Origin of the sequence: Ruminococcus sp. MCC718 (assembly GCF_018783905.1) — a bacterium.
Lineage (GTDB): Bacteria > Bacillota > Clostridia > Lachnospirales > Lachnospiraceae > Hominisplanchenecus > Hominisplanchenecus faecis.
This window is the reverse complement of record NZ_WQNP01000162.1, coordinates 1-280: the sequence shown is the minus strand read 5'-3', so window position 1 is coordinate 280 and position 280 is coordinate 1. Positions and strand designations below refer to the sequence as shown.

The window sequence follows — 280 nt, the reverse complement described above, 5'->3', positions numbered from 1 at the left end:
CTTTTCGGTTTGATGCTTCTGCATATCTTTTTGATACTTCTGGTGATAACGGGCTGCACTGGCTGGTATAGCTTTCTTCCTGCTTTATCAATTGTATTCCATACCGCTTTAGTTTATATTCCAGCATGATATACAGCCTGTTATATGGCAGGCTGTGAAGCTTCTGGTTGGTCTTATGTCCCATATCTTTTTCTTTACGGATATTTCGAATGTCTCCCACAACTACACAGCGGATATCTTCTTTTCTGCAGTATTCTGCGATCCATCTGGTTACTTTATG

Annotated in this window: 1 protein-coding gene; it reads right to left on the bottom strand. The window is 40.4% G+C overall.

Annotation, left to right across the window (positions count from 1 at the left end; genetic code table 11):
* On the bottom strand, positions 1 to 280 hold a 280-nt coding region (locus GPK60_RS12885; protein ID WP_215660554.1), incomplete at both ends, for an IS200/IS605 family accessory protein TnpB-related protein.